The organism is Fibrella aestuarina BUZ 2 (genome assembly GCF_000331105.1).
GTDB classification, from domain to species: Bacteria; Bacteroidota; Bacteroidia; order Cytophagales; family Spirosomataceae; genus Fibrella; species Fibrella aestuarina.
Genome location: NC_020054.1, coordinates 4,496,809 through 4,516,082, shown reverse-complemented (window position 1 = coordinate 4,516,082; position 19,274 = coordinate 4,496,809). Strand labels below are relative to the sequence as shown.

The following is a 19,274-nucleotide window of genomic DNA, read 5'->3' as shown; positions in this document are numbered from 1 at the left end:
CAGAACAAACCGGATCGAACAACGAAGGACGGGCCCTAGTCGGTCCGTCCTTTTTTTCTAGCCAAACAATGACCCTACACGATGCCATACGGGAATGGCTGGCCGACGAACTGGCCGAGTACGATCGAGGCCTGGCGTTGCTTGTGCAATCGGGTTACGAGGGCCTGCTGCTGCGTGTACTGAAGCGGGGCGAAGACCGGTTTACCCGCGGCAAATTAAGCGGAGCGTTAACGGCGCAATTAAGCGAACACAGCCCCCAGGCCGAACCAGTGGCGTCGGCCGCATCCACGTCGGCCGCATCCACGGTGGCCAGTAGTCTGGCTGACGTGGATGCACCAGCGATCGAACCAGCCCCGCCGGCTGCTGCCACGTCGGCAAACGCCCGCGCGGCGCTGTTGCAACAGGCCTACGGGCTGATGGACCGGCGCACCGAACAGAAGGCACGGCTGCGGACATTAGCCGCGCTGGTGCAGGACGACGAACCCGCCCGGCAAATGCGTTTGCAGGTTGCCTACCGCATCAAGGAGCTGACTCTACAGATCGATCAGGTGTATGCGCGGGTGGCTTATCTGGACGAGCACGGCTTTCTACCGATAGTGCAGACCAAGCTGGTTAGTAATTCGGTCGACGACCGCGCCACGCTGCTCAACGTGCGTACCTACATCTCCCGCTACAAAAAGAAGCTAAAGGCAGCCACCACGCCCCAGACCCGGCAGGCCGCCGCCGATAAGCTGCGGGAGTACGAGGCGCAGCGGGAGCTACTGGAAGCCGCCCTGACGGGCTCAACTCCGCCCGCCGATGCTGTTTGACCCCGCCGCCGTCACCGATCTGACGCAGCCGCAGGTAAAACAGGCGGTTGGCGTTGCCCTGGAAACCCCCGTCGACGGCGTGATCTGCCCGCCGAACAGCGATCTGCTCGACGTGCTTCCCTGCATTAAGCCTGGCACCCATTATCACCTGGCTTCAGCTGGTTTGTGGGCCATGCACGAGCTACTGTTTCACCTGCTGGCCCTGACTGGTCCGGCCCGCGTGACGCTGGCAACCTGGTCGATGTCGGAAACGGCCGTGCGTCAGCTGGTGCGCGGGCTCGACGCCGGTGTGATCACAAGCCTGCACGCCTTGCTCGACGGCCGCGTCCGGGTACGTACCCCGGAGGTGCTCGCCTTCCTGACCTGCCAGGCGGCCAGGGTGCGCATTACGGCCAACCACGCCAAAGTTACCGTGATCGAGAACGAGACCTGGCAGATCGCCGTGGTATCCAGTGCCAATTTCACCAATAACCCCCGCTACGAGGCCTCGGTCGTGGCCGTCGACGCGCAGGCGGCCCAGCTGCACCGCCAGTGGATCGATGCCGAGTTGCGCAAAGCCCATCCGTTGACATGAACCCGATTACACTCGACGACACCCAGCTGGCAGCCGTGGAAGAGCTGGCCGGCCACTTCTTTTCCCTTGAACAGATTGCCGCGTTCCTGCAACTGCGGCCCCATCACGTAACGGCCGAGTACCTGCGCCAGGGCGAACTCTGGCAGGCCTACCAGAAAGGCACCATTACCGCCGAACTGGAGATCCGCAAAGCCGGCCGCTCGCTTGCCCGCCAGGGCAGCAGCCCGGCCCAGACGCTCATGCTGCAATTGCGGGAGCAGCAACGCCAAACTGAACCCTCATGAAACGAACCGATGCGGCGCGTTACGACGTGATCTATGACAAGATCATGCGCCACTTTAACAAAGGCGAAGACCTACCCGACGAACTGGCCGGGCGGGTCATGCGCTGGAAGATTGCCCGCTCGTACCTGCTCGACCTACAGCCCCGCACCGATTACGACGTGGTGCAATTGCTGGTGGAAGAATTCACAATCAGCGAAGGCACGGCCTGGAACGACGTGCGCGACTGTAAACGGTTTTTCGGCTCGATGGAGCAGATCAACAGCGAATTCGAAAAAATCCGCCTGCGCGCCCGGATCGAGAAGCTGGCCCACACCACCAATAAAGATTCGGTAAAGGCCATGTGCCACGCCAATCTGATCAAGCTGGGCGGCTTCGATAAGCCCGAAGACGAGGAAGCCGCCGGTGCTAAACAGATCATTCTGAACCTGTCGTTTAATCCGGCGCTGGTCGGGGCCAAGGACGTGCCGAATCTGGATCGGGCCGTACAGCGGTTCCTGGGCGAAAAAGCCAAAAAAGAACTCATCATCGAAGATGTCGACTTCGAAGACGTACCCCCAGCCGATGGAACAAGCGCTGTATAAAGTCCTGTCAAGCCTTCAGCCCAACACCGAGGCGCTGGCCCAGGAAAGCATCGAAGTGGCCGAGGGCCACATGAACAAGGCTCAATTGCTGGCTTTGACGGTCGGCGCCGCGAACTGCACGGCGGTGATCGGCCGGGCGGGTGGTAAATCAGACGGTATTCTGGCCCCGCGCGTGCATCGGAACGTAGAGGTGATGCCGCGCTCGTCGGGTGTGGCCTTGGGTACCACGTACATTCAGCTGCTGGACCGCACGCTGCCCGCCCTGTTTCAGGGCTTTCAACGGCTGGGCTACGAGCGGGACCGCGATTTTTGGGTACGTCGGTTCCCTGATCCCAAATACAAGCTGCAATTGCCCTTTAACGCGCCCCTTAGCCCGGAGCATAGCATCTTCATCCGCAACGGCAACACGGCCGCCGCCATGCGGCTGGTGAGCCAGGACCGGCCCGGCACGTCGAACGGTCTGTCGGTCGACTGGATCATCGGGGATGAGGTCAAATTTTTAAACAAGAAAAAGCTCGACGAGGAAACCCGGCCCATCAACCGGGGCAACAAAGAGCGGTTCGGTCATCTGGCCGAGCACCACGGGGAGGTATTCACCACCGACATGCCGACCACCAAGGGCGGCCGCTGGGTCTTCGAGGCCGAAGACGAATGCAATAAACCCCACAATCAGGAAGCCATCCGACTCATACTGGCCCTGCAACTGGAAATCTGGCGAGAAAAGCAGAAGCTGCCCACCTCAGCCAATAACAACGGCCGGTTGCGCCGTATTGCCCACTATGAGGGACAGATCAATGAACTCCGTAAGGAGTTGACCCACTTTCTGGATTTTTCGTCGTTTGTCAACGTGCATGTATTGGGCCTGAAGTATTTCCGGGATATGTACCGCACCATGCCCCGCTCAATCTTCAACACCTCGATTCTGAACAAACGGGATACAGGAGGTGAAAACAAGTACTACCCGGATCTTAACGAGCAGCTGCACTACTATGACGCAGTCGACTATAGCTACGTCGATAAATTTGATTTTGGCACCCGCGCGTTTAACGACTGTAGGAAGGATGCCGACATCGACAACGCGCAGGCCCTGACGCTCGGCGGTGACTATGGGGCCTCCTTCAACTGTCTGCACGTAGCCCAGCGCCATAGTCGGTTTGCCAAGGGTAACCTGACGGGTAAGGACATGGTACGGCACCTCAAAAGCTTCTATGCCCCTTCACCGGCCAAGATTAGCTCAGTGACCGAGGCCTTTTGTGATTACTACGAGTACTGGCATCGAAAGGAGGTGCATTACGTTTATGACCAGACCGCTGTGGGTAAGGATGGGAAGTCAGACCTGACCTATGCCGATGAGGTTATCAAGGTACTCAAGCGCCGGGGCTGGAAGATTCGCCAAATTTATATCGGGGAGGTGCCCGGCCACATGACCCGCTATCTAGGGTGGGGCGTGGCCCTGAGGGAAGCCGACGACCGGTTCGCCATTCAACGCTTCAACCGGGAGAATACAAAGTACACCTTTGAGGCAATGGCCGACGCCGAGGCTAAGGAGGGCCGCAACGGTTTTGAGAAGGACAAAGCCGACGAAAAAAACCGGGAGATACCCCAGCACCAGACCACCCACTTAACCGACGCCTGCGACACGGTGTTTTATTACCTCACCATCAGCAAGCCGCAGCTGACCCACCTGTTACCGGCCATTGTGTAGGCCAGCCCCGCCGCCCCTTTGCCCAACGCCCGACCGCCGCCGCAGTCGGGCGTTTTGATGCACGGCCCCCACCCACCGGCCCCCACCCTCGATCATATATGACGGCCCGACCCCCTGCAATTGCACCCCCTCCGCAGTGCGTGGCGGGGTCTGCTGACAGCTTCCGGCTTCGCCGTTTTTGCCCATCTACCCTAATGCCTATGTAAATCAGGTAGTTATAGAAAAAAATGATAAAAAATACATCAAAAAACTATGGCAAATGTGCCATAGTTGCAGTAACTTAGCTACTGCAAATGAGGGAGTTACATCTCAAAGGCAATTTTTTCAAACTATCACTTATAAACACAATTTACCATGAAAACCACCCCAAAAGTGGCCCAAAACAACGCGCCCAAAAGCGAAGTAAACGAGTCTGCCTCCGTTATTGCTCACCCCTCGACCCCGCCGCAGGACGAGCCGAAGACTAACCCGGAGCAGCAGCCCAACCCGGAGCCAGCCGCCGAGCAGCCCGCCCCCGTTAATCCTAAAGTCGTGCGGATTCAGCAGCTTGAAAAGCACTTCGAGCATTACGAGCAATTGCGGAAGTTGAATACGAACCTGAATCAGTTGAAGGCGACTAAGGCCCAGATTCAGGAATTTATCTTCGATTCTGACGGGGCCGAAGCCAACCGCTATTATCAGGGTATCACCATTAAAGACGATCGGGGCAAGGAGTTCAACACGAAGAACCCTGTTCTTAGCCGGTTATTGGTGAACGAGTTGGACACGATTCTAACCGCTAAAATCAAGGAGGTAGAAAACGCTCTACTGGAAATCCCGCTCGTATGACGGATTTTCAAGCCTTGATGGTGGACGAGTTGCGCGCGGAGTTTCGCCGCGCGCAACCGCCCCCTGCGATGCTCGCCGCCGCTCATTTTGAGCCTTGTATCTGTCATGTAATCAGGCCCGACCGCCGCGAGGGCTACCGCATTATCTGGAAGCGCAAAACAGTAGACGCGCCCTATCACAGCCCGATTTTTTGGCGCGGTTACACAATCACTTTACTACTCCCTTTATGATTCCCCAAACCGTTACGCCTGTCTTTTCAGTGGGTGAAATTGAAGTTGCCTATAGGGCAACAAATGACGTGAACCGCCCCCGGCCCCGTATTACTAAGAGTGAGGTAGCCTGTGATGTATTGCGCCATTATTGGAGTGGGCATATGGAATGGCGGGAAGAATTTTACATTCTGCTTCTTAATCAGGCCAACGAAGTACTAGCCGTTTATCGAGTGTCAGAAGGTGGAATTTCCTATACCTGCACGGACCTACGCGTAATTTTTCAGGTAGCACTGGGCGTAAATGCGACCGGCGTGATTTTGGCGCATAATCACCCATCGGGCAACCTTACGCCCTCTCAGCCAGACAAAGACGAGACCAGAAAAATTAGGGACGCTGGTAACCTGCTAAATATTAAGGTGCTAGACCATTTGATTTTGACATCAACGACGTACCTAAGCTTTGCCGACGATGGACTTTTATAGTCAGATGGTGGAGGTAATGGAATACCTCATTGCTGAATACACGGACGTTGGTTTTTATCGTGCTGATGCGATCGCGCGCGTTATTCCCGGCATAGAAGAACTTCGGTTACACTTTGAACAGAACAACGACCCCCAAGCCGCCGACGAGTACCGGCAAGCCTTGGACTACTTACGCAAACAACGCCTAGCCATATGGAGGAAGTGTTAAAATTGCTGTCGGACAGTCTGGAAGACTGCGACAATAGAGCCGTAAAAAACGGGCTTATCTGGTACGATTTTGCGCCTAGCTACAGCCAAGAGGAAACCCCCGCCGGTTGGGACTATTACACGGTTTTTGAGACAAAGTACGGCCTGTTAATGGGTGCCCTGTATCTGGAAAAAACCAGCCCTATCGACGCGCCGCGCTATGTGCCACGCATCGACACCCCAGCGGGCGTAATGGATGCCGCCTTATTTGAGTGCCGAAAGATTGCGTTTATCCGACACAGCCCACAGGAAGCCCCAGCGACCGAGTTAGCACCAGCCGAGCCGACGAGCGAGGCAGCTAGTTAGTAGTACACATATCGGAAAAATATACGGTCGGCCCTGTCACTGGGGACGAAGGAGCCGGATCGGCGCGGCCCCCTTATGGACTGCCCTTAGCCTGATCCGCCCCGGCCCCCGAAAAAGGGGACCAGACCGAATCAGCACAATAGCCAGGACGAGTATCGTCGAGCTACAACAAAAAACCGATTCAGCAGGGCCAAATCGGTTTTTGACTATCACTTATAAAGTTTACTGCCGACTATCCTTTTCGCGCCGTAGCTTTTCGAGCAAAGCATACAATTCTTCTGCGTTGTCAAATGCAAAAAATGCGAACGTCCAAGGCCTTTTTTGGTCAGATAGGGCGAGTTGCTGGGCATATTTTGCCTTAAATAGGTCATTCCTATCTGACTCGTATTTAATTACATCGACAAGAGCTGAATGTGTTTCTAGACGTTTTCTTTCGTCAAATCTCTCGTACATCTGTACGGCGAAATCTTTACTAGCAAGCGCATATTGTATGACTATAGCTAGGTTGATTAGGTCAAGTGAGGACGATTTTAAGGTGTGTGGCATGGCTATATAAATTGTCGAGTTACACTTAACTTGGTTTGGTCCAAATCTTGACCTGTTTGACAACGAAGCCCACTGATTCGAGCAGTTCATCCTGCTTTTCCAGCGATAACTTTCCCTCCTTTAACCGCCGTTTGTAGTTGCTTCGGTCCATCCGGGAATGCCCGGCGCGCAGCCAGTCGGCCAGGTACTCATCCGAAGTCAGTAAGAGCGTAATCGCCTGCTGGGTTGTCATAGAACAAAGATAGGGTATTTATGGCAAATATGCCACACTTGTTTAACTAACTGCCCTCCTTTCTCTCCCCCCGCACCCGGAGCAATTTGCGGCCCTTCTTTCGGGTCCAATGCGCACCAACTCTCACGCCTATGTAATGCCCTTCAATCAGCCAGTGCTGTCCCGTCAGGACGCACTGGCCCTCATCGAACGCTGTGATGCGAAGGGCGTACCCACGCCTTTTGCCATCACCTTCTGCACGGCCGATGAAGGAAGAGGCACCGGCGGCGAAATCGTCACCCTCGATAGGGCCATCTGGCACGTACCTGGTAACCGGGTCCGTCGCTCTGGGCAGTTCCAGAAAGGCGGCGACTGCCCGCCGGCCGACGAGGGCCGGAGCGAGCGCAGCCGCTGGACCCGCAAAATCCGGGCTGTTGACTCCGATCAGGTTCGGCAGGTGCATCTGGATCTGATTCTGACCCTTAACGGCCAACCCATCCGATGAGCGATAGCCGCATTTTCTTCGCCTCCTCTGGCCGGGCGGCTTACCTGCCTGGTGTGCAGGCGGTCGTTTCCTTTAAAGGAATGCCTGCGGCACCCGTTGCCACGGTGGGGGCTAACGTGACGAGGCCCGTGGTCAAAAAGGACCGTGCACCTGGTCAGGGTGACGTGGTCTACTGGGGCGATGATAACAGCTTTCCCCAGATGGTCAGCCAGCGCATCGACAAAAACCCCATCATTCGCCGGGGCCTGGTCGAAATTGCCTCACTGTGGGTAGGTGGGGGCGTGTATGCCTCCGTATCCAAAACCGACGATACCGCCATCGACGATGCCGAGATCGAAACGTTTCTGGCCAGCCGCAGCACCAAAAAGTACCTACGCGATTCGGCGCTGGCCATCGCCACTTGGTGGAACTCGTTCCCTGAGTTCATTCTGAGCAAGGACCGTCGGAAGGTGGTGCAATTGCACCATAACAAAACGGCCTATTGCCGCTGGGGCCGGATGGATGAGAAAACCGGCGAGCTCAACCGCGTGTACGTGTCGGCCAACTGGCCCGAGGCCAGCACCACCGACCCGACGACCATCAGCCTGCCGGCCGTCAACCCCGAACGCTTCGATCTGGTCGACTGGGTCCGCTCAGCCAAAGACTACAAATACGTTTACCCGCTGTCGTTCCCCTCGGAAGACCGCAGTTATTATGCCCTGGCGGCCTGGGATGCCGTGCGCTCCAGTGGCTGGCTCGACGTGCTGGAAGCCATTCCGGAGTTCAAGAAGGCGGCCATGCAGAATCAGATGACGATTCGCTACCACATCGAGGTGCCGATGGACTACTGGCCCAACTATTACCAGGAGAAGTGGGAAGAGGCCGATTTCGACGGCAAAATGGCCATCCGCGATGCCTTTCTGCAGGAAGTCATGGACCGGCTCACCGGCGTAAAAAACGCCCACAAGGCCGTCATGACCGAGTCCTGGGTGGGCCGGGATGGCAAGCCGACCGGGGTAGTTATCAAAACCCTCGACGACAAGCACAAGGAAGGCAAATACAACGAAGACTATTCCGAGGGCGTCAGCCAGCTGCTGTACGCGCTGGGCCTGGACCCCACCATGATCGGCTATACCTCCGGCAAGGAAGGCGGCCGCTCAGGCGGTAGCGACAAACGGGAGGCCTTCTGGATCTTCTTGGCCAAGTCGTCCCTGTTCCGGGACTGCCTGCTGGAATTGCTGGACTTCGTGGCCGAGTATAACGGCTGGAAAGCCCGCCACCCCCGCCTGACGTTCCGCTTCCGGGATACCGTACCCACTACGCTCGACACCGGCCACTCGACCGCCGAGCTAAACACCCCCGCCGCCTGATGCCCCTGCTGTTCAATGCCACGTCGGAAATCCGGCTGATCGTGCCGGTGCTGGCCAATGATATTGCCTTTTCATCGCTGGCCGCCAAGGTGCGCGTGGCCCAGGCGTTTGTCGAACGCTACGTCGGCACCCCGCTGATGAACATGGTTAGTTCGTCACCTTCCCAGCACGCCGAGCTGGCCGAGTTGATGCGCGTACCCGTCGCCAACCTGACGGTAATGAAACAGGCTGCATCGGGCGTGGGGCAGGTCACCGACACGGGCGTGCTGCGCTCGGTGTCGACCGACCAGAAAGACGCGTTCGAGTGGCAACACGATAAACTCATTGCCGCCCTTCAGGCCGAGGCCTGGGACGGGCTGGAAGCGCTGCTGCGCTACCTGGAAATCAACCTGTCGAGCTTTCCGGAATACGCCCAGTCGGCCATGTACCAGGCCGATCAGACGTACCTGATTCGGTCGGCCGAGGTGTTCGATCACTACTACTACATCGCCGGGAGCCGGCTCACGTTTGCCTCGCTGCAACCCTCGCTGCGCACGGCCGAGAAAGACCGAATCCGTCCATTGCTGGGGGATCGCCACGCGCAGCTGCTGGCCAGCCCGCTCAGCCCGGAGCTGGTGGATCTGCAAGATGAAGCCCGCCGGGCGCTGGTTTACGCCACCCTGGCGCTGGCCCTTCGGGAGCGGGCCGTCGACGTGACCGAGCAGGGCATTCAGGTGCGCGGCATTTCGGAGTTTTCGGCCCGCACCTACGCCAGCCCCGCCGACAAGGAACGGCTGAGCAATACGCTCGACCACTTCGATCTACAGGCCGAAAAAGGCCTTAACAAAATCGCCAAACTCATGCGGCCGGCCGCTTCGGGTGGCACGCGAAACCGCGTCACCGGTAATGCCGTCGTTGGCTTTTAACCCCCAATCTATCATGGACGAATTCCTCAAACGAGAGCGCCGGGAGTGGCTGGTGGCCGCCACCGTACTCACCATGCTCACCTGGCTAATGATCTGTTTGCTGTCGGCCTGTAAAGCCAAACCAGCTGAAAAACCGGCCCCGACCCGCACTATCCTGATCATCGATACGACCCGCGTGCAGATCCTGCACCGCGTCGATGAGGCCCGCACCCGCGTGCAGGTCCTGAAAGAACGCAACCAACCAACAACCAACGCCTATGAAGCCGCTGCTGCTGCTTATGACACTGTCGATGTCGATCTGCCTTAGTCAGGCCCAACCCGCCCCAGCCGTTGCTATGAAGCGGGGCCAGCCGTTCCCCTACACGGTGGGCATGGCCCTCGATCAAGGCCTCTACGAGCAGCTGAAAGCCAAGTTGACGCTGGCCGACGCGGTACGTACCAGCTCACAGCAGGCCATTGCCGGCCTGAATGAGCAGATCCAGGCGCACGAAACGCTCCAGCGTGAATTGCAGTCCGAAAGCAGCTACCTCGACGATCGGCAACGTGCGCTGCAACGCGACGTGGAAAACCTGAAGGCTGAACGTGACGCCTACCAGGCACAGCTGGCCGAGGCGCAGCGCGTCATCGATGCGGCCCGCGCGGCCCTGTCCGCACGGCTGCGCAAAAAGGCCATTACCCCGCAGCTGCTGGCGCAGTTTATTGTCGAGGAACTGGAAAAAGGCCAGAAAGCCCCCCTGCGCTTCGGTTTGGGTGGAATGATTGTAGGGGCCATTCTAACGCTGATCGTGCTGCTATGAGCCCGCAAACCGCCTCTACGGAGCCACTAGCCCCTAAGCCGGCTATGGCTCAGCCACCAGCACCGGACGATCTGGGCCCCTGGTGTACCTACGAACGGGCCATTCACTCTGACACGGCCAAAAGTCTGGGTATCCCCAACGTACCCAACGCGGCCCAGCTGGCTAACATGCAGGTACTGTATAACCGCATCTATGGCCCTCTTTGTGATCATTACGGGTTTAAGCTGCCCATCAGCTCCTTTTTTCGCTCCCCGGCCCTGAACCGGAGTATCAAAGGGGCTTCGCGCACGTCGGCCCATATGCTGGGTCAGGCCGTCGACATCGACTGTGATGGATTGCCGCAGCTGAGTAACGACGCCCTGCTGGCCTACATCCGGGCCAATTTCATTTTCGACCAGCTGATCTTGGAATACCCCGACAAAAACGGCAAACCCAGCTGGGTCCACGTCAGCTACCGGGCGAATGGCATCAACCGGAAACAGGTGCTGCGCGCCCGGAAGACACTGGTCAAACAAGGCAAAAAACTGGTCGAAACGACCGTCTACGATCCAATCTGATGCATGAATTCATCCGGGTGCTGCTGGCCCTGCCTGGCCTGTTCTACGCCGTGCTGTTCTCCTTTCTGGGGTCGGGCACCCACGCGGCCCGTAACCGGCAGGTAGCCGTCGTCGAGGGCCTGCTGGGCTTTCTCACCGGCGCGCCGGTCGCCCTGACGCTGACCAAAGGGTTCATGCTCATGGCCAACGCCTACCTCGATCTGCACCTGGAGTGGGACGACATGTGGCTGGCCACCTTCTGGGGTGGCTACTGGGCCAACGACGTGCTGGGGGGCGCCGATGCCGTGGGCTCGGAGTTTCGCCAGAAGCCCATTCCGTTCCTGATCGATCTGCTCACCAACGTACTCCTGAAAGGCGCGGCGGCGCTGCAAGCTCTTCGCAAAACCAATGACACAACTCCATCTTGAGGCCATCGGCCTGACACTCTCGACGCTACTGCTGGTAGCGGTTATGCTTTCGACGCACCAGAACCGGGTATACCTGGTGATGCTCACCGTGTTTACCGTCACGGTGCTGTTTGCCGCCATCGCGGCCTGGTTCTGTTTGTTTCAGCCGAAAACCATGCCCCGCCAGATCGTCGACTACGCCACGACGGCCTCCTGGTGGACGCTGCCCCTGTTTGCCGGCGTGGTGGTGGCCATCAATTACTCCCAGTCGACGGATGCCGAAAAGCAGCAGATGCGCACGCGGCTGCTAACGGTGGGGGTATTGGGCATCCTGATTGCGCTGGGCCTGTCGCTGCTGACCCTATGCACCATGTAGTCATGCAGGCCCGGCGGCAACTGCGCTACCGGGGCCCGTCTGGTTGGGCTGATCTGAACCCGAAGCAGTTTCTTCAGTTCATGGCCTGGCAGCTGAAACTCGACGGCGCGCCGGCGGGCAAGTTTGCGCTGCTGCAACTCTGGTACAAGATCCCGTATCTGGCCCTGCGGCAGCTGGCTCCTGAGCAGCTGGCCAGCCTTTGCGAGCTGCTCGACTGGACACTGACGCTGCCCGATCGCTGGCTGCTGCCACGGCTGGTTCGCGGCGGCCGGCTGTGGATCGGACCCGGCGACGGGCTGCGTTACCTGCCCTTCGGGGCGTTTATGTTTGCCGAAAGCGCCCTACTGGCCTACACCGACGAACCGCAGCCTAAACACCTGGTCGATCTGGCGGCGTCCCTCTACGCACCACGCGCCCGGTTCTGGCAGCAAAAAACCGAAGGGGGACGATTGGGCTTCGATCGGCTGCGGCTGCCTGCTCACGAGGCCGTCATGGAGCAGCTACCCGAGGCAGTATTGAAGGGCGTTTATCTGTGCTACGTCGGAGCCCGTCAGCCCTTCCCCGACCAGTTTACTCACCTCTTTAAACCACCAAAGCCGGGCGGGTCCGGTGGCGAGTCGACCAGCTGGCTCGACGTGGGCCTGAATCTGGCCAGCAAAACCGGCGCGCTGGGCACGTTCGCCGAACTCGAAAAGCAGCCCACGTTTCTGGTACTGACCATGCTCGACGCCCTGATCGGCGAAAATGAACGACTCAAACAGGCTTATAACACCTAGCCATGACGAACCTGATCGACTTTTACTTCAGCTATGGCGAAGCCGTGGCCAGCGCCATTTCTTCTATCGCCCACGGCCCCGGCCGTCGCCGCTTCGTGAAAGTGACGGATCTGGGCAGCCCCCAGGAGTTTGAGCGCGCCGCGCAGACGGAACTGCCGGACACGGGCTACGTGCTCGTTTGGGAAATGTTTACCGACGCCTTCGACGACGCCGGCGCCGATTACCACCACTCGCTACTGGAGGGCTCGTTTGTCGTCTGCCGTAAGACGGACAAAACACCCAGCGACAAGTTAAAGGCCTACGCTGAATGCCGGGCCATCTGTCAGCAGGTGCTGGGCAAACTGATGATCGATGCCATTTCGGGCCCGCTGGAAGCTGAGTGCATCAAAGTGCCGATGCGTAATCTGGCCGGGGAAGGAACTCCAGCGCTGGCCACGCACTGGTATGGCTGGGCTTACACGTTCCGCTGGGTCGTCGAAGAGCCGCTCCCACTGCCGGTGGTTGACTAATCGCCCTCCTTTCCGGGCGGGAGCAAGCGGGGCAATTTCGCCCCCATGTCCGTTACGCTGCTGACCCCGCCCGATCTGTTTGCCCTCACCCAGGGTGGCCGCATGGAGGCTACGTTTTCGGCGGACGGCCGCCTGATCAGCACCGGCACCAAAGCGATCAATAAAATCGCTTTCGGTGGCACGCCCCTGGTCGAGGGCCAGCACATCGTGCTGCGCTGGGGCAGTCAGCTGGTGGAGCTCATCGTACGCACCACCCCCGTGGAGCCCTACGAGATTCCGGCCGGCGACGTGTCCGACGCCCACCTGACGGCCATTATCGCCATCCTGAAGGACTACTACCCACTGCGGGAGGCCTTCACCAACTTTCGTATTCACGTCGATACCGAGGGGTTTCTGCGCTTTCGCGGCATCCGCTTCGACGCCCGCCAGCCTGGTACGGCCTACATGCTGGTCGCGGGTCAGCAGGGTAACGTCTTAACGCTGCAACCACTGGCCGGCGTCAATCCCACCTACCGTGACCTGTACAGCGTCTACGTGGAGGTCTGGATGCAAACGCCCGGCGGCTCCACTAACCCTGACGACTTTGTGCGCGTCACCGAGCAGCGGCTCGACGTGGACGCGGCCGGGCTGGCCTCCATCGACGTGGGCGAGGTGCTGCACCCGCTGCTGGACGTGGACTGGCCCACCTGGAACGTGCCGGCCCTGGAGCGCTCAAAAAACTCGGGCCGCGCCTATTTTCTGGCCTTCAGTGAGGCCTGGGGCAATCCGATGCGCCCCGGCTGCATGCAGCGCACGGAGCCCTTCTGGGCCTACTTGGGTGGAGCCGACTACCGCCGACGGGCCGACGGTGGTTTTTCGCTCACCGGGCGGCTGGTGGGGGCCACGGCCGGCGCCGATCGGGCGCTGCGGCTGGGTACCGATGGCGCCCGGTACCTGGCCCCCGATGCGACCGAGTACCTGACGTTTCTCAACACGCGGGTGTTTCTGGCATCGGTCCGGCTCGACTGCACCCTCACCTTCGACGATAACAGTACCGCCACCTTTACCAACCTGCTGGCCCCCTCAGCCTGGGCGCGGGGCGAAAAGCTCACGCTACCGGTGGGGCCTCTTCAGTTGGGCCTGCTGGCTAAGGTGCCCGCCGGCCGCTACCTGCGGGAGTACAGCGTTCGCCTCTACAGTGGCTCCAGCCCCATTAGCCAGGCGTATCGCTACGTGCTTGACTACGCCCGCCGCCCCTGGAGTCGGCCCTTTGCCTACCTGAATTCGCTCGGAGCGGTGGCCACCCTGACCGGCTGGGGCAAAGGAGCCTCGGAGTGGAACCGTTTCGGCGAACTGGCCGAGCGGGCGCTGCCCGCCGACTATGCCCTTCAGGAGGGCGAATACAGCGAGTACGACGTGGCCCTGCAACAGAGCGTCGAGGTGGTGACGGGGTTTCGAACGAAGGCCGATTTGCGCGGCTGGTTCGACTTCTACCGCTCGCCCCACAAGCTGCGGCTGGCCCGTCAGGGCGCGGCCCTGCTGCCCCTGCCCATTGCCCTGGCCAGTAAATCGATCAAGGAAGCCAAGGACGGCGAAACGCTGTACGCCCACGCCTTCAGCTACGTCTATCGCTACCGGGAAAGCTACTGGGGTGATGACGAGCCCGGCGATGCCCCGCCACCGCCGGGCTTTCAGCCCGTAGGCGCGGTAAGCATCTCCCTGCCGCAGGTAATCAACTCGGTCGACGCCACCGTGCCGGCCGTGGCCCGCCAGCTGACCGCCGCCGATCTGACGACCATGAAGCAGGTGGCCGCCTTCGGCAACCACGCCACCCAGGGCTACCTGAACCAGCAGCTGGGCGATCAGCTGTACGTCCCCAAAGCCCAGGCTACCCAGCAGCAGAGTGAAACCGGCACCCGCCTGAGCGCGCTGGCCCAGCAGCTGGCCCGCCTCCAACCTATTCGGGCCCGTGCCACCTACGTCGCGCCAACCGTGCCGCCAACAAACGCGTAACTATGCCCCTCAACAACGCCATTACCATCGATTATCCGGCCGGGCCCGAGTGGCTTTTCTCGCTCGACCCGGCCGCTGCCCCGGAGGCCTTCGGGGCCAATCGGCAGTTTCTTGCCAATTATGACGGGTCGCCCTTCGTCGATGGGCAGATCTACACGGTGCGGGCCTATGACCCGACCACCGACACGATGCAAAGTTGGCCCTGTATGTTCGTGGCTGAACTGGGCGACGCTATTCTGCTGCACCCGGCCATGATTCCCACGCTCGACCAGGTAGCCGGCCGGGGCCGCACGACCAAACAGAGCCTGCACGTGGGTGGTTTGTCGGGCGATTGGCCCACGGTCACCAGTGCCGCCGAGCAGCTGGTGATCAAACTGGTGAACGGCAAAAAGATGCTGGCCGTAATGGCACTGGCCGGGGCCGCCCCGCTTATCCTGTCGCAGCCGCCGGATCAGATCGGCACCGTTGGTGGGGCCTTTTCCTACGTTGTGCCGACCGGTACGGTCACCGCAACCGACAATCCGATCCTGCGCTGGCAGGCCAACGGCCCGCTACCCGGTGGTCTGTCGTTCGACGGCCCGACGCGCACGATCGCGGGCAAGCCTACCACGGCCGGTACGTACCGGATCTCACTGCTGGCCACCACGAGCGGCGGCCGTGAACTGGTGGTCGAGATCGTGCTGGTGGTCAAACCCGCCGGGCAGAATTTTAACATTAACCGGATTTTTCGGGCCACCAATCCGGGGGGCAGCTTGTCGGTGTACGTCGACGGTGACGCCGGCGAGGGGGGCATCATGGAGAGTGTGCTGGAAAGCGTCGAGGCTGGCGTTTATGGGCCACAGACGCGCGTAGGCGATACCAACGGCGGTAAAGGCTTTGAAAAGCCGAGCCTGTTTTCGGGTACCGTCAAATACGGCATGCTGTGGGGCGACGTAAACGGGGTCAACAGCATCCCGCCTACCGGCAAACCCTTGCGGCTCACTACCCGCAAGCGCGGCTCGGATCTGGTTCGGGTGAGCCTCTTCACCCTGGACGCCGGCGGCTCTGAGGCCCAGGTCTATCCTGAGTCGACCACGCCGGTTAACCATCCGCCAACGGCTACCGATAAGCTGCCCGCCGAGATTACCATCGAGCAGGGCGGCTACCGTGAAATCGACCTGGATACGCTATTTACGGACATCGACGGCGATGCCCTGACGCTGACGGTCATCACCTCCCAGACGGCAGCGGCCTACACCCGTACCGGCAATAGAGTGAAAATCACCGGCGCAGGTACGTTCCAGGTGACGGCCAGTGATGGTATTTCCTCAAACGGCGCCCAGACCATCGAGTGTGTGGTCAAGGTCTCGCCCATTAGTGGCGGCCGCGCCTCCCTGATCCGGGTCGATTACAAAAACGAGAAGATCGACAACTTCCAGCTGGGGGGTGGCGGCACCATGCAGGCGCTGAAAAACTACTGGCGTTTCAAGATCAGCAACGTACCTGCTGGCGCCACGCTGGTGCTGGAACGTACCCGCGCGGGTATGCCTGCCCTGACCGTCAACCTGACCGCCTCCGCCGGCGACTGGTACACGCACGTGGCGAGCGATGTGATTCAGTTCGGCACCGGCAACGACCAATACTACACCTGGAAGCTGCTGATCAACGGGGAGAACTACTACCAGATCACCGGCGTCGATCGGGTGTCGATGCCGGACTGGACGGTTATGCTCGACGATACCCCGCCGCCACCGAGTGGGGGCGATATCACGCTCGACGCCATCGCCAACCAGCAGATGACCTACCCCTCGCCCAGTGGGGTCTACATCCCCAACCCGGCCCGGCTGGCCTTGACCTACACCGAGCAGGGCGACATCATCACCATCACCGGCGACAGCGCCACCGAAGGCCTGGAGGGCGGCAAGGCGTTCTACTACTTCATGGACAAGGTGCCTGTCGATTCGATCGTGGGCCGCACGTTCGTCAAGGGCCAACCCACCCAGATCGTCAAGAGCAAAGGGCTGTCAGGCCTGCCCTACTGGCGGCGGATGTTCGTGAGCAGCAAGCCCCAGGACTGGGACCCGTATCCGTTCTGCCCCGTCGATTGGGTGGCTTTCCAACAATTCTATTTCGCTGACGCTGAAAACTAGCACCGATGCAATACCGAATCTATAAGCCTAGTCGGGGCTTCGGCCACCTGATGAGTTACGCCCGGCTGGGCAAGCGCCAATATCCCAAATCCAACCGGGTACGGCTGTGTGTAGAGGCTAAAACGCATATTCCTGAATCGGTTTTCATCGAGCAGGGGGCTGATGCTATCGAGATCAGCGGGGTGAGTACCCTGCCCACCCAGCAACGCGGCTCCTGTCTGGGTCCGAGCATCTGCGAAACCTGGATGCACGATCATAGTAAGACCTGGGCCACCATGAGCGTGGCGGATTGTGATCAGCTCGCCGAGCATCTATTTCAGGTCGGTAAAGCCTTATTCTTCACCTCTCAGGCCAATGAGATCGGGGAAGGCAAGGACCCCAACGTAAACATGAACCACGCCGAGCCCAAGTGCTGGCAGGTGGAGAAAGGCATTGCCGACCGCTGCGAGGCGGCAGGCCTGGAGTATTCCGGCACTTACGACGGGGATCTGGGCGCAATTTTCATGCAGAATGTAGGCCCGGATGATTTAGCCTCGGATGCGGCGATCCTGGCCTGGCTGCGGCGCAACTCGCCGTTTGGGAAGCGCGCGTTCATCCCCCATTACCTGCCCGATGGCACGTATGTGGTCGGCGCGGCCGAGTACATGCACATTGTCATCAAGTGCTATTACACCCAGTCATCGACGCCGGCCGAGATTGTCAGTGGCACGGCGCTGGCGGGCATGATGGTGCGGCGTGGCCTGATCGCCCTGGCGGCTGAAGTGAGCGAGCCCGCCCGGAAAGCGAAGATCCTCAGCCGGAAGGCCCTGATCTTTTCCTGGCCGACCTTTTTCGAGCAGTTCAGCGCGTCGGGTGAGTTGAAAACCCCGGCTCCGGGCCTGTCAGGTTTCAACCTGACGCACATGCTGGCGCCGGCACCCTTCCGGCCCCAGTTCGGCGGTACGCTGGCAGGCATGGTTGAAACGGGCCATTTCTTTGGCTGGGACGACGGCGACCGCACCGGCTTCAATCCGGGCGTCGTGCGTGGCTACCAAAGCAACAACGAGCCGACACCCTACGGCTCCACGGCCTTCGAGAAGAAAAACGGCCTGCGCAATGGCAACCCTGAAGGGTTTTTCGGCCCGGAAAATCCGGCCCTGTCGGCCCATATGCCGGGTACGTATGTCGCGGGTTATACGGCCGCCTGGCCCCTGCGTCCCCAGGGCAACCACGACATCGCCTACGAGGCCCGCAACATCCTCGATCGCATCGATGCGTGGGTAGGCTCGGAAACGCCCTGGCGCTATGCCTCGGTGTGGGGGGCGGGTGATTCAGCCTACTGCGATGCAAGCAATGAACGTACCTACGTGCGCACCCGCTACGTGGCAAACCGGGGTATGGGCTACGAGTATTATAACGCCCAGACGGGCCGGGGAGCCATCCTGTACGGCAACTACAGTCTGTCGGCCAGCGACAGCGAGCAGGTGAAGTTTAATACCGCTGGCGGCGAACTGGTAATCACCGAGGCGCTGCGCGGGTCTTGGTTCTATTTTATTCCCTTCTCGACAACCTGATCCGGCTATGGCCTCAAGAAGCAACATTGCTACCGATGAGATCTACCGGTACGTACTCGACGAAACCGGCGAGGTATGGGTCGATCTGTTCGAAAACGGAGCGCCCAAAGATGTATCGGGCCGCACCTTTCACTGGGATTTCGTCGCCCGCAACACGACCGGCGGCGGGGCGGCAGCGCTCCAGATCGTCGTGTCCATTCCCAACGCGCTGGTGCTGCGCGAGCCCGCCCGGCCCTGCCGGGTGGGCCTCTGGCTCAATCCCACCGACAAGGCGAAACTGATCGATTCCAGTTACCGGCTCTGGCTGTCGGAAACGACTTCGGGTAAGAAAAATCCGCTGGTCTGCTACACGTTCAACTGGAAAATCGAGCCCGAGAACTTCACGGCGAACGCACCGCTGGAGCCCGCCGTGCTGGTTTACGACCTGCTGCCCCCCAACAACGTGCCGTCGGTCAGCACCATCTACGAGGGCATCCGGGGTTCCGATGCCTTCGTCGACGTGACCACGGCGGCCGGACTGAAAGCACTGGCGGCCCCCAGCCCGAAACTGGCTTACGTAGCCGAGCGCGAGATCGTCTATGTCAAGATCGGTATCCGCATTCTGGCCCTGACGGGCGTCGACGTAACGGACACTTTTGACTAACCAATCCCTCTAT

At 59.9% G+C, this 19,274-nt stretch carries 23 protein-coding genes; 22 read left to right on the top strand and 1 reads right to left on the bottom strand.

Going from position 1 to position 19,274, the window contains the following annotated elements; translation table 11 throughout:
• Positions 1–68: 68 nt before the first annotated feature.
• The 8 genes from FAES_RS18480 (at position 69) to FAES_RS18435 (ending at position 6,027) form a co-directional block, all read left to right on the top strand.
• A complete protein-coding gene (locus FAES_RS18480) occupies positions 69–809 on the top strand; it encodes a hypothetical protein (protein WP_015332752.1) in 741 nt (246 codons plus the stop codon).
• Positions 799–1,383, top strand: coding sequence for a phospholipase D-like domain-containing protein (locus tag FAES_RS29135; RefSeq protein ID WP_015332751.1), 585 nt, complete (start codon positions 799–801; stop codon positions 1,381–1,383). Before FAES_RS18480 ends, FAES_RS29135 begins: the two co-directional genes overlap by 11 nt.
• Positions 1,380–1,667: a hypothetical protein gene (locus tag FAES_RS18470; RefSeq protein WP_015332750.1), complete on the top strand. Its 288-nt coding sequence runs from the start codon at positions 1,380–1,382 to the stop codon at positions 1,665–1,667. Before FAES_RS29135 ends, FAES_RS18470 begins: the two co-directional genes overlap by 4 nt.
• Positions 1,664–2,248, top strand: coding sequence for a hypothetical protein (locus FAES_RS18465; RefSeq protein WP_015332749.1), 585 nt, complete (start codon positions 1,664–1,666; stop codon positions 2,246–2,248). The genes FAES_RS18470 and FAES_RS18465 overlap by 4 nt, the downstream gene beginning before the upstream one ends.
• A complete protein-coding gene (locus tag FAES_RS18460) occupies positions 2,199–3,953 on the top strand; it encodes a hypothetical protein (RefSeq protein ID WP_015332748.1) in 1,755 nt (584 codons plus the stop codon). Before FAES_RS18465 ends, FAES_RS18460 begins: the two co-directional genes overlap by 50 nt.
• Before the next feature lie 354 nt (positions 3,954–4,307).
• The gene (locus tag FAES_RS18455) at positions 4,308–4,781 is read left to right on the top strand and encodes a hypothetical protein (RefSeq protein ID WP_015332747.1); all 474 of its coding nucleotides are present in this window, start codon (positions 4,308–4,310) and stop codon (positions 4,779–4,781) included.
• Between the two features lie 226 nt (positions 4,782–5,007).
• A complete protein-coding gene (locus FAES_RS18445) occupies positions 5,008–5,475 on the top strand; it encodes a JAB domain-containing protein (protein ID WP_041258090.1) in 468 nt (155 codons plus the stop codon).
• A 192-nt stretch (positions 5,476–5,667) separates the two neighbouring features.
• Positions 5,668–6,027 (top strand): hypothetical protein, encoded by a 360-nt coding sequence (locus tag FAES_RS18435; protein WP_015332746.1) that lies wholly within the window; start codon positions 5,668–5,670, stop codon positions 6,025–6,027.
• Positions 6,028–6,598: 571 nt separating this feature from the next.
• Here the strand turns inward: FAES_RS18435 and FAES_RS18425 are convergent.
• Positions 6,599–6,805, bottom strand: coding sequence for a hypothetical protein (locus FAES_RS18425; RefSeq protein ID WP_015332745.1), 207 nt, complete (start codon positions 6,803–6,805; stop codon positions 6,599–6,601).
• A 109-nt stretch (positions 6,806–6,914) separates the two neighbouring features.
• On the opposite strand from FAES_RS18425, the gene FAES_RS18420 reads away from it, so the two are divergent.
• The 14 genes from FAES_RS18420 to FAES_RS18355 are packed head-to-tail and all read left to right on the top strand — an operon-like array spanning position 6,915 to position 19,261.
• Entirely contained in the window at positions 6,915–7,289 is a 375-nt protein-coding gene (locus tag FAES_RS18420; RefSeq protein ID WP_015332744.1) for a hypothetical protein, read from the top strand.
• Positions 7,286–8,638 carry a hypothetical protein gene (locus FAES_RS18415; RefSeq protein WP_015332743.1) on the top strand — a complete coding sequence of 451 codons (1,353 nt, stop codon included), beginning with the start codon at positions 7,286–7,288 and terminating at the stop codon, positions 8,636–8,638. The genes FAES_RS18420 and FAES_RS18415 overlap by 4 nt, the downstream gene beginning before the upstream one ends.
• The gene (locus FAES_RS18410; RefSeq protein ID WP_015332742.1) at positions 8,638–9,543 is read left to right on the top strand and encodes a DUF6712 family protein; all 906 of its coding nucleotides are present in this window, start codon (positions 8,638–8,640) and stop codon (positions 9,541–9,543) included. The genes FAES_RS18415 and FAES_RS18410 overlap by 1 nt, the downstream gene beginning before the upstream one ends.
• 13 nt (positions 9,544–9,556) lie before the next feature.
• The gene (locus FAES_RS18405; protein WP_148289397.1) at positions 9,557–9,850 is read left to right on the top strand and encodes a hypothetical protein; all 294 of its coding nucleotides are present in this window, start codon (positions 9,557–9,559) and stop codon (positions 9,848–9,850) included.
• Positions 9,801–10,340 carry an exodeoxyribonuclease V subunit gamma gene (locus FAES_RS18400; protein ID WP_015332740.1) on the top strand — a complete coding sequence of 180 codons (540 nt, stop codon included), beginning with the start codon at positions 9,801–9,803 and terminating at the stop codon, positions 10,338–10,340. Before FAES_RS18405 ends, FAES_RS18400 begins: the two co-directional genes overlap by 50 nt.
• Positions 10,337–10,897 carry a D-Ala-D-Ala carboxypeptidase family metallohydrolase gene (locus FAES_RS18395; protein WP_015332739.1) on the top strand — a complete coding sequence of 187 codons (561 nt, stop codon included), beginning with the start codon at positions 10,337–10,339 and terminating at the stop codon, positions 10,895–10,897. Before FAES_RS18400 ends, FAES_RS18395 begins: the two co-directional genes overlap by 4 nt.
• Positions 10,897–11,304: a hypothetical protein gene (locus FAES_RS18390; protein WP_015332738.1), complete on the top strand. Its 408-nt coding sequence runs from the start codon at positions 10,897–10,899 to the stop codon at positions 11,302–11,304. Before FAES_RS18395 ends, FAES_RS18390 begins: the two co-directional genes overlap by 1 nt.
• Positions 11,285–11,659 (top strand): hypothetical protein, encoded by a 375-nt coding sequence (locus tag FAES_RS18385; protein ID WP_015332737.1) that lies wholly within the window; start codon positions 11,285–11,287, stop codon positions 11,657–11,659. Before FAES_RS18390 ends, FAES_RS18385 begins: the two co-directional genes overlap by 20 nt.
• Positions 11,647–12,435, top strand: a complete 789-nt coding sequence (locus FAES_RS18380) for a hypothetical protein (protein WP_015332736.1) — start codon at positions 11,647–11,649, stop codon at positions 12,433–12,435. The genes FAES_RS18385 and FAES_RS18380 overlap by 13 nt, the downstream gene beginning before the upstream one ends.
• Before the next feature lie 2 nt (positions 12,436–12,437).
• Positions 12,438–12,944, top strand: a complete 507-nt coding sequence (locus tag FAES_RS18375; RefSeq protein WP_015332735.1) for a hypothetical protein — start codon at positions 12,438–12,440, stop codon at positions 12,942–12,944.
• A gap of 45 nt (positions 12,945–12,989) precedes the next feature.
• A complete protein-coding gene (locus tag FAES_RS18370; protein ID WP_015332734.1) occupies positions 12,990–14,936 on the top strand; it encodes a hypothetical protein in 1,947 nt (648 codons plus the stop codon).
• A gap of 2 nt (positions 14,937–14,938) precedes the next feature.
• Positions 14,939–17,065: a putative Ig domain-containing protein gene (locus FAES_RS18365; RefSeq protein ID WP_015332733.1), complete on the top strand. Its 2,127-nt coding sequence runs from the start codon at positions 14,939–14,941 to the stop codon at positions 17,063–17,065.
• Between the two features lie 5 nt (positions 17,066–17,070).
• Positions 17,071–18,618: a hypothetical protein gene (locus FAES_RS18360; protein ID WP_015332732.1), complete on the top strand. Its 1,548-nt coding sequence runs from the start codon at positions 17,071–17,073 to the stop codon at positions 18,616–18,618.
• Positions 18,619–18,625: 7 nt separating this feature from the next.
• Positions 18,626–19,261, top strand: a complete 636-nt coding sequence (locus FAES_RS18355) for a hypothetical protein (protein ID WP_015332731.1) — start codon at positions 18,626–18,628, stop codon at positions 19,259–19,261.
• Positions 19,262–19,274: the final 13 nt, after the last annotated feature.

What these genes read in the sequence shown, in the direction of transcription:
- FAES_RS18480 (WP_015332752.1), top strand. Translation starts at nt 69, where the DNA reads ATGACCCTACACGATGCCATACGGGAATGGCTGGCCGACGAACTGGCC.
- FAES_RS29135 (WP_015332751.1), top strand. Translation starts at nt 799, where the DNA reads ATGCTGTTTGACCCCGCCGCCGTCACCGATCTGACGCAGCCGCAGGTA.
- FAES_RS18470 (WP_015332750.1), top strand. Translation starts at nt 1,380, where the DNA reads ATGAACCCGATTACACTCGACGACACCCAGCTGGCAGCCGTGGAAGAG.
- FAES_RS18465 (WP_015332749.1), top strand. Translation starts at nt 1,664, where the DNA reads ATGAAACGAACCGATGCGGCGCGTTACGACGTGATCTATGACAAGATC.
- FAES_RS18460 (WP_015332748.1), top strand. Translation starts at nt 2,199, where the DNA reads ATGTCGACTTCGAAGACGTACCCCCAGCCGATGGAACAAGCGCTGTAT.
- FAES_RS18455 (WP_015332747.1), top strand. Translation starts at nt 4,308, where the DNA reads ATGAAAACCACCCCAAAAGTGGCCCAAAACAACGCGCCCAAAAGCGAA.
- FAES_RS18445 (WP_041258090.1), top strand. Translation starts at nt 5,008, where the DNA reads ATGATTCCCCAAACCGTTACGCCTGTCTTTTCAGTGGGTGAAATTGAA.
- FAES_RS18435 (WP_015332746.1), top strand. Translation starts at nt 5,668, where the DNA reads ATGGAGGAAGTGTTAAAATTGCTGTCGGACAGTCTGGAAGACTGCGAC.
- FAES_RS18425 (WP_015332745.1), bottom strand. Translation starts at nt 6,805, where the DNA reads ATGACAACCCAGCAGGCGATTACGCTCTTACTGACTTCGGATGAGTAC.
- FAES_RS18420 (WP_015332744.1), top strand. Translation starts at nt 6,915, where the DNA reads ATGCGCACCAACTCTCACGCCTATGTAATGCCCTTCAATCAGCCAGTG.
- FAES_RS18415 (WP_015332743.1), top strand. Translation starts at nt 7,286, where the DNA reads ATGAGCGATAGCCGCATTTTCTTCGCCTCCTCTGGCCGGGCGGCTTAC.
- FAES_RS18410 (WP_015332742.1), top strand. Translation starts at nt 8,638, where the DNA reads ATGCCCCTGCTGTTCAATGCCACGTCGGAAATCCGGCTGATCGTGCCG.
- FAES_RS18405 (WP_148289397.1), top strand. Translation starts at nt 9,557, where the DNA reads ATGGACGAATTCCTCAAACGAGAGCGCCGGGAGTGGCTGGTGGCCGCC.
- FAES_RS18400 (WP_015332740.1), top strand. Translation starts at nt 9,801, where the DNA reads ATGAAGCCGCTGCTGCTGCTTATGACACTGTCGATGTCGATCTGCCTT.
- FAES_RS18395 (WP_015332739.1), top strand. Translation starts at nt 10,337, where the DNA reads ATGAGCCCGCAAACCGCCTCTACGGAGCCACTAGCCCCTAAGCCGGCT.
- FAES_RS18390 (WP_015332738.1), top strand. Translation starts at nt 10,897, where the DNA reads ATGCATGAATTCATCCGGGTGCTGCTGGCCCTGCCTGGCCTGTTCTAC.
- FAES_RS18385 (WP_015332737.1), top strand. Translation starts at nt 11,285, where the DNA reads ATGACACAACTCCATCTTGAGGCCATCGGCCTGACACTCTCGACGCTA.
- FAES_RS18380 (WP_015332736.1), top strand. Translation starts at nt 11,647, where the DNA reads ATGCACCATGTAGTCATGCAGGCCCGGCGGCAACTGCGCTACCGGGGC.
- FAES_RS18375 (WP_015332735.1), top strand. Translation starts at nt 12,438, where the DNA reads ATGACGAACCTGATCGACTTTTACTTCAGCTATGGCGAAGCCGTGGCC.
- FAES_RS18370 (WP_015332734.1), top strand. Translation starts at nt 12,990, where the DNA reads ATGTCCGTTACGCTGCTGACCCCGCCCGATCTGTTTGCCCTCACCCAG.
- FAES_RS18365 (WP_015332733.1), top strand. Translation starts at nt 14,939, where the DNA reads ATGCCCCTCAACAACGCCATTACCATCGATTATCCGGCCGGGCCCGAG.
- FAES_RS18360 (WP_015332732.1), top strand. Translation starts at nt 17,071, where the DNA reads ATGCAATACCGAATCTATAAGCCTAGTCGGGGCTTCGGCCACCTGATG.
- FAES_RS18355 (WP_015332731.1), top strand. Translation starts at nt 18,626, where the DNA reads ATGGCCTCAAGAAGCAACATTGCTACCGATGAGATCTACCGGTACGTA.